The sequence below is a fragment of the Nitrosomonas marina genome (assembly GCF_900111605.1).
Lineage (GTDB): Bacteria > Pseudomonadota > Gammaproteobacteria > Burkholderiales > Nitrosomonadaceae > Nitrosomonas > Nitrosomonas marina_A.
Map to the genome: position 1 here is coordinate 95,562 of NZ_FOIA01000010.1, position 11,041 is coordinate 106,602.

Annotated in this window: 4 protein-coding genes and 1 tRNA gene; 4 read left to right on the top strand and 1 reads right to left on the bottom strand. The window is 47.3% G+C overall.

Going from position 1 to position 11,041, the window contains the following annotated elements; translation table 11 throughout:
• The first annotated feature begins 633 nt into the window (after nucleotides 1–633).
• Nucleotides 634–8,022, top strand: coding sequence for a DUF4347 domain-containing protein (locus BMY62_RS06350; protein WP_090657797.1), 7,389 nt, complete (start codon nucleotides 634–636; stop codon nucleotides 8,020–8,022).
• Nucleotides 8,023–8,211: 189 nt separating this feature from the next.
• Here the strand turns inward: BMY62_RS06350 and BMY62_RS06355 are convergent, their stop codons facing one another.
• On the bottom strand, nucleotides 8,212–8,685 hold the full coding sequence (locus BMY62_RS06355) for a PepSY domain-containing protein (RefSeq protein WP_090657799.1): 474 nt from the start codon (nucleotides 8,683–8,685) through the stop codon (nucleotides 8,212–8,214).
• Between the two features lie 387 nt (nucleotides 8,686–9,072).
• Between BMY62_RS06355 and BMY62_RS06360 the strand changes: the two genes are divergently transcribed.
• The 3 genes from BMY62_RS06360 to BMY62_RS06370 all read left to right on the top strand — a co-directional run bounded on the left by BMY62_RS06360 (nucleotide 9,073) and on the right by BMY62_RS06370 (nucleotide 10,735).
• Nucleotides 9,073–9,148: transfer RNA gene (locus BMY62_RS06360), tRNA-Asn, on the top strand.
• 273 nt (nucleotides 9,149–9,421) lie between these two features.
• On the top strand, nucleotides 9,422–9,778 hold the full coding sequence (locus BMY62_RS06365; protein WP_090657801.1) for a hypothetical protein: 357 nt from the start codon (nucleotides 9,422–9,424) through the stop codon (nucleotides 9,776–9,778).
• A gap of 447 nt (nucleotides 9,779–10,225) precedes the next feature.
• Nucleotides 10,226–10,735, top strand: a complete 510-nt coding sequence (locus BMY62_RS06370; RefSeq protein ID WP_090657803.1) for a hypothetical protein — start codon at nucleotides 10,226–10,228, stop codon at nucleotides 10,733–10,735.
• Nucleotides 10,736–11,041 lie beyond the last annotated feature (306 nt).

Consider the following 11,041-nt stretch of genomic DNA (forward strand, 5'->3'; position numbering starts at 1 on the left):
AGTATTTATTTTTACTATAATATTTGTTTCATATTGTCCAAAAAAATCTGTTAACAGCTTGCATTTATATTGTCCAAATTATTGTCCATATATCTACTTGGACAAGAGGTGTGTATGCCGCTAACGGATACTGGGATTAACTCTCTAAACCCGAAGATAAAATTTTTATCGTAACGGACCGACGCGGTTTGTGTGTATCAATTCAGCCCTGAACTGACACATGACTTACGAAAAGTGAGGGTTACCGGTTTGGATAGAAGTACATGTTTTTATTAAAACCTAAAAAGGTACTTTTCATGATTCCTACCTGTAAAAGATCATCAAATACAGGACTGGCCTGTTAAATCTGGCCGAAGAACCTGGCAATATCATATTGATAGTACTAGCCTGAAAGGTAATGGATTTATCGCGATTCACTGACGCACTCTAGAATAAATGCTTTTGACTGGCCGTATCGAATGATGACGCACTAAAAGCGGTGAAATGCGCTTTTTTTTAAGTTATCAAGAGATGACAGATGATATTAGTATTTGCCTGATGATTTGCAAATGTGCATTTCTAGAATCAAAAAGCAAGTCAGCAATAATTATATTTAAACGCTGTTTTCTCTAAATTATTAAGGTGCTTTGCGTTATGTCAACATTCCAATCCAATCTGCCGAAATTTCATTCAACAGCTGATTCTACAGTCACACTTGCTGTAGTGGATACGGCGATAAACGATTATGAAACGTTGATTGGGCAGCTGGATCCGGGAACCGAAGTAGTTCTGATCAAAGGTGGCGACGGATTGGTGAGTCTGGCTGAGAAACTTGATGGCCGGACTGATATTGACAGTATTCACGTTTTTTCCCATGGTGCAGAAGGAAAATTGTTATTGGGTGATCTTGAACTGACATCTGATAATATCGTCGAGTATGCAGAGGCTTTGGCCAAAATTGGTTCTGCCATGTCGCCGGATGGTGACATTCTGCTTTATGGGTGTAATCTCGCAACCGGCTCAGGTGTTGATTTGCTCACTGCAATGACTCGTATGACCGGGGCAGACGTCGCTGCTTCTGATGATTTGACGGGTGCGAGCGCGTTGCAGGGTGACTGGCAACTCGAGGTAGCGACAGGAGGAATCGAAGCATCATTACCATTGGCGAAATATTTTATCGACTCATACGGTAGCGTCCTCGCATTACCAGTTTCCAGCAACCAGACATCGAACTATGAAGGCCTCGGGCTGGCGGATACCGCAGTTATCGCCAATGGCACAGTTATTGATGATATTTCTTACGATGGTTTCCGGTTCAACGGATTTGGTGGAGAAACCGGTATTTATCCACATGAAGGATCTTTTACAGATAATGTAAACACCACTGGCACGCGCGTCTACACAAGCGATTCATCGAATTTTAAATTGACCAGTATTGATTATGTGATTGATACGGCCGGAAATCCTGCTAACGCCTCATTAACCTTCTATGGGTTTCGTGACGGTGTTCAAGTCGAATCTCAGACTTTCAACGCAGCTGACACTTCCTCAGGAACATGGACGCTAAATTGGGGATCCGTGGATGAAGCCAAATTTGTGGCGAATACCCATTGGATTTTTATGGATAATCTGAAGGCCGGCACAGAGATCAGTCCTAACGCCACCCCTGTAATTTCTATCAACGATACTAATCTGGCATACACCGAAGGGAGCGCCGCTACGCAATTCGATGGTGCCGGTACAGTCAGCGACGCTGACGGCGATGCCGAATGGAACGGCGGCAGTCTCTCTGCGCAAATTACCGGTAATGCTGAAGCCGGTGACCGGATCAGTATTGTCGACAGCGACGGGGATGGAACCGCAATTACCATTAGCGGCACCAATATCTTCGCCAACGGCACGGATATTGGCGATCTGAGCGCCTCAGGCGGCAACGTCACCGGCGGAACCAAACTGACTGTAACTTTTGATTCCGATGCTACCAACGCCAATGTTCAGGAAGTATTGCAATCGATCCGCTATGATTCTACTACCGATGATCCAGGCACATCCAACCGGACGGTTACGTTTACTGCCACTGACAAGAATGCCGCGAGTGGCTCCGATACCCGCACCGTGGTAATGACTGCGGTCAATGACGAGCCGACCCTCACTGCAAACGCGAGTAATCCCACCTATACTGAGGGCGGTGCTGCGGCAAGCCTGTTCAGCGGCACCGATATCAGCACTGTTGAATCCGGACAAACTGTTTCCGGATTCACCTTTACTGTCACCAATGTGACCAACGGAAGCAATGAACGCATCAACGTCGATGGTACCACGATTGTCCTGACCCATGGCACCAATGGTTCAACGGCGTCCAATAGTCTCAATTACAGTGTGAGTGTAATCGGCACCACGGCCACAATTTCCCTGACCGGCGGAAGCCTGTCTGCTGCTGCCGCGCAAACCATGGTCGACAACATGAGTTACCAGAACAACAGCAACAGCCCGAGCACCAGCAACCGGGTGGTGACGCTGACCAGCATTCAGGACAGCGGCGGCACCGCCAACGGCGGCGACAACACGGGATCGCTGGCTGTCGCGTCCACGGTGACCGTGGTCCAGAACAACGACGAGCCGACATTGACCGCCAACGGCAGCAATCCGACCTTTACCGAGGGCGGCGCTGCGGGCAGCCTGTTCAGCGGTGCCAGCATCAGCACCGTTGAAGCCGGCCAGACGATTAAAGGAGTTACCTTTACCGTCACCAACGTGACCAATGGCTCAAGTGAAATCATTAATATCGACGGTACCGCTATTGTTCTTACCCACGGTACCAGCGGCTCAACTGCCACCAACAGTTTGAACTACAGCGTGATGGTGATCGGTACGACGGCGACTGTCTCGTTGACGGGGGGCACCTTATCAACTGCAGCCACCCAAACTATGCTCGATAACATGAGTTACCAGAACAACAGTAACACGCCGAGCACCAGCAACCGTGTGGTGACGCTGACCAGTATTCAGGACAGCGGCGGTACGGCCAACGGTGGCGATGACACCGCCTCAGTCGCCGTTGCGAGCACCGTTACAGTTGTCGGTGTCAATGACGAACCCACACTGACGGCCAATGCGAGTAATCCGACCTTTACAGAAAGCGGCGCTGCGGCGAGCCTGTTCAGCGGCACCAGCATCGACACCGTGGAATCCGGTCAGAACATCACCGGATTAAGCTTCACCATCACCAACGTTACCAATGGCAGCAACGAGCGTATCAATGTTGACGGTACCACGATTGTGCTGACCCACGGTACCAACGGCAGCACCGCCGGTAACAGTCTGAACTACAGCGTAATGGTCATTGGCACGACGGCCACGGTTACCATGACCGGCGGCAATCTGTCGGTTGCGGCAACGCAAACGCTGATCGACAACATGAGCTACCAGAACAACAGCAACAGTCCGAGTACCAGCAACCGCGTGGTGACGCTGACCAGCATTCAGGACAGCGGCGGCACCGCCAACGGCGGCGACAACACGGGATCGCTGGCTGTCGCGTCCACGGTGACCGTGGTCCAGAACAACGACGAGCCGACATTGACCGCCAACGGCAGCAATCCGACCTTTACCGAGGGTGGCGCCGCGGGAAGCCTGTTCAGCGGTACCAGCATCAGCACCGTTGAGGCCGGCCAGACCATCAAGGGTTTCACGTTCACCGTCAGCAACGTGGCCAACGGCATCAGTGAAGTCATCAACATCGACGGTACCGCTATTATTCTTACCCACGGCACCAGCGGCAGCACTGCCGGAAACAGTCTCAGCTACAGCGTCACGGTAGTGGGTACCACGGCAACAGTTGCACTCACCGGCGGCACCATGTCCACGGCAACGACCCAAACGCTGATCGACAATATGTCGTACCAGAACAACAGCAACGCGCCGAGCACCAGCAACCGCGTGGTGACGCTGACCAGCATCCAGGATAGCGGCGGAACGGCCAACGGTGGCGATGACACCGCCTCAATTGCCGTTGCGAGCACCGTTACAATTGTCGATGTCAATGACGAGCCCACACTGACAGCTAACGCAAGTAATCCTACCTTTACAGAAAGCGGCGCTGCGGCGAGCCTGTTCAGCGGCACCAGCATCGACACCGTGGAATCCGGTCAGAACATCACCGGATTAAGCTTCACCATCACCAACGTTACCAATGGCAGCAACGAGCGTATCAATGTTGACGGTACCACGATTGTGCTGACCCACGGTACCAACGGCAGCACCGCCGGAAACAGTCTGAACTACAGCGTAATGGTCATTGGCACGACGGCCACGGTTACCATGACCGGCGGTAATCTGTCGGTTGCGTCGGCTCAAACGCTGATCGACAACATGAGCTACCAGAACAACAGCAACAGCCCGAGCACCAGCAACCGGGTGGTGACGCTGACCAGTATTCAGGACAGCGGTGGCACCGCCAACGGCGGCGACAACACGGGATCGCTGGCTGTCGCGTCCACGGTGACTGTGGTCCAGAACAACGACGAACCGACATTGACCGCCAACGGCAGCAACCCGACCTTTACCGAAGGCGGCGCTGCAACCAGTCTGTTCAGCGGCGCGTCAGTTTCTACAGTCGAAAGCGGGCAAACGCTGTCAGCATTAACGCTCACGGTAACCAATGTGAATAACGGTTCTGATGAAATACTCAATACAGACGGCACGGCGATTGAGCTCACGGACGGGGCATCGGGCATTACCGCCACCAACGGCCTGAACTACAGCGTGTCTGTGGTCGGCACTACCACTACCGTGAGTCTTACGGGTGGAACGCTGTCAGCTGCAGCTGCGCAGACTCTGATCGACGGCATCAGCTACCAGAACAACAGCAATACTCCAAATACCAGCAACCGGGTGGTGACCATCACCAGCCTGACCGACAGCGGCGGTACGGCAAACGGTGGTGACGATACGGCTGCGCTGGCGGTTGCTTCTACTGTTACAATTTCCGGGGTTAATGACGAACCCACATTAACTGCTACAGGTTCCAATCCAATTTTTACCGAAGGTGGCGCTGCAGCCAACCTGTTCAGCGGCGCGTCAGCTTCTACAGTCGAAAGCGGGCAAACGCTGTCAGCTTTAACGCTCACGGTAAACAATGTCAATGACGGTTCTGATGAAATACTCAATACAGACGGTACGGCGATTGAGTTAACGGACGGGGCATCGGGCATTACCGCCGCCAACAGTCTGAACTATAGCGTGTCTGTGGCCGGCACTATCGCTACCGTAAGTCTTACGGGTGGAACGCTGTCAGCTGCAGCTGCGCAGATTCTGATCGACGGCATCAGCTACCAGAACAACAGCAATACTCCAAATACCAGCAACCGGGTGGTGACCATCACCAGCCTGACCGACAGCGGCGGTACGGCAAACGGTGGTGACGATACGGCTGCGCTGGCGGTGAGTTCTACAGTGTCCGTCGTTGCAAATCCAAGAATAATATCTGCAGGTTATAATGCCGACACTGGCACGCTGGTTGTTACAGGCGCCAATATCCAGACCAATGGTGGTGGAGCTGATATTGACGCTTCTGCATTAACTTTTACTGGGGAAGGTGGCTCTACCTATACCTTGACTGACTCGCCGGATGTTGAGCTGGATTCCGCCACGCAATTTACTGTCATACTCAGTGCTGCGGACAAGGCAGCGATCAATCGAATTGTCAACAAGAGCGGCACTGAATCTGTTGATAGTACCACCTACAATCTTGCGGCAGCAGATGATTGGAATAGAGGTGTTACAGCCGGCGATACATCAGATCAATCCGGCAATGGCATCGCTGTCAGTAATGTTCCTGTCCCTGCCATCACCTCAGCTACATATAATGCCAGTACAGGTGCGCTGATTGTGACAGGAACTGGTTTTAAAAGCGCCAGCGGTGCTGCAAATGATGTTATCGCCAATAAATTTACCATTACGGGCGAAGACGGTGAAACATATACGCTGACCGATACGGCCAATGTAGACATTACTTCAGGCACTGAGTTTGCACTGATCCTAAGTGCAAACGACAAAGCTGCTGTCAACCAGATCATCAATAAAAACGGCACTTCATCAACCGGTGGCATTGTATACAATCTGGCCGCTGCGGAAGACTGGGCAGCCGGCGCTGATGGTGCAATCAATATCGTTGACGCGACAGGCAATGGCATTTTGGCTAACGCGACAGGCAATGGCACAACTGTTCCGGCAGTGACGCCATCATCCGGCGGTGGCGGCACGACAACCACGCCAGGTAAATCAGAGCCGAGCACAAAAACATCTGATGGCGTCACCATAGCTGCCAAAGCTGAAGCAGACGGATCGACTACGCTGACTGTTCCGATCGTTGATAATGCACGTATCGACGATCCGGATTCTGAAAATGAAACACATGCGGACATTTCAATTCTGACCAGTCTTTCTGGTGATCCTGTTCTGGCCGTAGGTCTGCCTGCCGGAATAGGAGTATCAGTCAACGGTCAGTCTGAACCGATGGACACACAGAGTGCCATCAACGACTTGGTCAATCGTATTGAGCAAGAAACTGTCAACGATACTAACCTGGTATCGGAAATGATTGTTCACGGGCGGAATTTTATTGCTTCATTGACGCAAATCGATAAAGTTTCTGTACATACCATTTCATTTTCAGCTGACAGTAACCAAAACGCGGGTTTGCCCGTGATTATCAATGGTTCCAACCTGCCGGATGATGGTATGCAGGCTTTAATCATCAACGCTGCCAATATGCCACCGGGAACCATTATGCAACTTAATAATGTAGCGTTTGCGGCCATTATCGGGGCAGCGCGCGTCATGGGTGGTGACGGAGAAAATGTCGTCGTTGGCGACAATCTGGATCAGTTCATCGTACTGGGGCCGGATGACGACATACTATTTGGCGGCGGGGGTAACGATACTATCGGAAGCCTGGGTGGTGACGACCAGACAGCCGGAGACGCCGGAAATGATATCGTTTACGGCGGTGCCGGAAATGATATCCTCACGGGTGGTAGCGGCAACGACAAACTGAATGGCGGACTCGGATTCGATACCGCCATTCAGTCTGGCGAACTATCGGATTATCAGATCACAGTCAGCAGTAACCAGGTAACACTCATACATCAAAACGGTGAAACGGATACGCTGAGCGATACCGAACTGGTTCAATTTGAAACCGGCCCAAGTCTGGCGATCGCCCATTCTGTTGTGGAAGTTGCTGCTCATCATCTGGTCAAAACCTGGTTAGGAAGGGATTTAACAACCATCGAAGGTCATGCTGTACAAAACTGGCGTGACACTGATCTCAATGGTATCGCCAGGGCGTTTCAGAATTTGCCTGAGGCTATTGATCTCAAAGACAAAACAATCGACGAATTACTTGCAGGTTTGGATAATAATCCAGATATTGTTCAACTGGACGTTGTACGCGATCTGATTGGGGGAAGCGCTAACAATCAAGGCTATCTACCGATGGGGCTGGCATTAAATGTCGATGGCGGTGATGGGCATGATGTGCTGCGAATGACAGGCCATCGTGATGATGTTCACCTGGAACAGATAGGCGACACAATTGAAATCACGCGCCTGGAGGACGGTGCCATGCTGAGCCTTAAAAATGCTGAAATGATCGCATTCGACAGCGGAGAAAATGTCTTGCTGGCGCATGACCCGGTTGAAGGTATCCTGGGACGTTTATTCCAGACTTTCTTTGATCGCGATGCCACCATTGACGAATGGCAAATGGGTCGCGAAGCAATAGCTAATAGTGTCAGGCCCGAAATTATACTGGACTGGTTTCAGAATAATGCGAATTTAAAAACCCTGTCAGATACGGATTATATTCAGACAATTTATCAACAGACACTGAACAGACTAGCAAACGATACCGAGCTTGAACAACATCTGTCACAACTCGAAAATGGCGATATGACACGTAAATGGCTCGCAGTGGATATCGCTAACAACGATGAGGCAATCACAACCATAGGCAATATATTGCTTGTGGATGGTGTTTAGTTTTACTAACTGTAGTAGCTCAGATCCGACCCGACAATCCCGGTATATTGAAAGTACTTGTCAGGTCGGGCCTGAGCTATTTCCATATAAAACTTCTTGATGATCGGCTATCTTGTCAGCAGGTTATAGCAATTGTCACTTTCCAGTTATCATAAAAAAACATGACAAAGAATACTGATCATGACTGACTCAATCCTCTTCAGTTTTCAGAATTTTCCCTGATGCGTCCAATTCGAGTTCGTATTCTTTGCCTTCAGCTTTAATTTCAACTTCATAACCAATAACCGTTCCATCTGCTTTCATTAGTTTCTCTGCTTCTTCAATGGTTGCTTTGGGGTATGCTGTGTTAATAGCTTGAACAATCTGGTCAGGCAGGTTCTTGACATCTATTGTTTCTTCCTTCTGAACAATTACGCCATTGACATCATATAAAATCTCAAATTCTTTTCCGTTTTCCTTGTATTCGATTTCATAAAAGATTTTGCCATCAATCGTTTCTTCTTCGAATTCCACCTCTTGTGCATTTGGATACGCCTTTTCAAATGCATCAAGCACTGCCTTGGGGACCTGCAATTCTTTTTCTTCTTTTTCGCCAGCGACCAATTGGCCAGAAGTGGTAAAGAGAACAACCAATGCCACTGTAACCCAAAATTGCGTATTCATATATCTCTCCTTAGCATTTGTTCAACAAAAATGAAAAAAATGACTGTGAATCATTGAAACAGCCAATTCTGTTTACACTTCACCCAAATAATTGTCAATACGCAGTAATACTGATAAGTTACATTGATTGCTGACGGCGTAAAAAGAGAATTTTAGAAAGAAGCGTATTGGTTTACTTGAGCAAAGTTTGTATGAAAACTGCGAAGTGTCAAAGATCACTATCACATTCTCCTCTTGCATTTTCATGGCGCTAATAAGCAAACTCTAGTGAGAAATACTGACCACTTAATTTTTTATCAGGACTTGCTTTTTCGAACTTCTTAAATTAAACGGCGATCCGTATTGACCGAAATCGTTCAAACCGTTAAGATTCACCTCTTCACCAAATCCCCGATAGCTCAGTTGGTAGAGCGACGGACTGTTAATCCGCAGGTCCCAGGTTCGAGCCCTGGTCGGGGAGCCATACTTTTCTTGGACTTACCACTGATGCCACTGATCGCCGGACTTTTGGGTTTCGGGTCGGCGCCTTGCCAACTTTCTTTCCGCAAAAAAATCAGATTCACCGGATTCACTTGCATCATTTGAAATTCATGACGTGACAAAATCGTGACAGCGGATTGTCTTTGCTGTCGTGTGATTTATTATTTTTGGATGGGGCAAATGCCAGGATGATCATGGTTCGTAAATTACATTAAAATCTTACTAGTAAGAATCATGGTTGTGATTAATAAATTTTATGAAAAAATTATTTTCGATTTTTACTCTATTGTTTGCAGGCCAACTAAATGCTGCGGTTATTACTGGTTTTGTTGGGCCATATAAGGAAAGTAACTGGAATATTTCATATAACGAGCAATACGTAGATATTACCGGTTTCTCAAACGAATCCATAGCTTTGCAAATTGGGAATCCAACATCAAGCTTTATCCATGGCAATTTATATCTCACAACAGTTGCAAAAGATAACGGTCTGGTCACATTTGATTTACTGATCGGTGATATCTCTGATCATTCATTTGCATTATCTGATGAATCAGTTGATGGGAGACTTTATGGAGAAATTCAGGCTTATACTTTTGTAAGTGATTTATAAAAAGAATGGGCTTGTGGCCTACAAACAGCAATTAATGCGGGCTCGGCCTGCTACAGAACTTTCTCTACTATTGGTAGTGTAGAAATACATGTTACCGCTGGGCAGAAATTTGGTCTCGAATTAAATTACTATTTCGATCCAAAAGTATATGTGGAAGTAGTCATGAATAATTTCAGTGCTCCAGTATCGGTTGCGATATCAGAGCCACATATCGTATCACTAACCGGTTTGAATATTTTATTAATCTTATTCGTATACAATTCTCGGTTCCGCAATAAGACTATTGCTACTTAGATATATCTGGATTCAGAAAGTGCCAGTATTTTTCTGTAGCTACAGTTTCAAAAAGCTGCTAACTTTCCTTTAGATGTATTTGTGACTCCTGTGGTACTTGAACAGTGTTTACAGAAAACAGCAAGATAAGCAATATGAAATGGAGAAAATATCATGCCAGTGAAACCAACGTGGAGCAAGTTTATTTGTCTGCTTATATTTATGATCTTGCCTTCGTTCGGCTTTGCTGATATCAGAAGTGCCACTGGTAAGCCATTATTGGATTTTTACACTGTTTATGGTGCAATTGATTCTGTAAAAATAATTAACGAATTATGCAATATAGAGTTTCCTGAATATAAAAAGCAAAATGACCTCGCATATAGTTTATGGCGTTCGCAATATAAAGATTTTATATATAAAATCGAGCAGTACAATCATGAAATAGTAAAGAAAACCTCCAAGGGTGACGAGGCTTTATATGCAAAACAAATGCTTGATACAGCAATAAGTTACGATAACAACAAAAAAACAATGCACAATATGTTTTCAGATTTCGGTGAAAATACATATCGTCAAACATGTTTTAATTATCCAACATACACAGAATCGGAAAAAGCAGATTTTCCAAATTACTATAAAGAGCACTTGCAAGTGTTTGAGAGTTACTGGCGCAAACAATAGCAAAGAGAATCTATGTCGACTTTCGCTATCTTAGTTATTTTGTAACTGCTGACACCCCCAAAAAAAATAAAAAAACACTTGACAGGTTTTTTGGGCGCTAGAATTTTGAATTTTCACCACGACAAGAAACTTCCATTGCAATCAACTTGTAAGTGGCGACAAGCCGTTTAAGTTGCAACTTTAGCTTTTTATTTGGGTGAGTCTGTTAAATCCTTGTCAGCTGGCTGACAAGGATTCAAAAAAAGCCATGTTATGATGGTGTTATTAAGAATAACCCATTGATATTAGTGTGGCAAATCTGGATAA

Bases quoted from the DNA above. Each gene is read 5' to 3' on its own strand.
- BMY62_RS06355 (WP_090657799.1), bottom strand. From the start codon at position 8,685: ATGAATACGCAATTTTGGGTTACAGTGGCATTGGTTGTTCTCTTTACC.
- BMY62_RS06365 (WP_090657801.1), top strand. From the start codon at position 9,422: ATGAAAAAATTATTTTCGATTTTTACTCTATTGTTTGCAGGCCAACTA.
- BMY62_RS06370 (WP_090657803.1), top strand. From the start codon at position 10,226: ATGCCAGTGAAACCAACGTGGAGCAAGTTTATTTGTCTGCTTATATTT.
- BMY62_RS06350 (WP_090657797.1), top strand. From the start codon at position 634: ATGTCAACATTCCAATCCAATCTGCCGAAATTTCATTCAACAGCTGAT.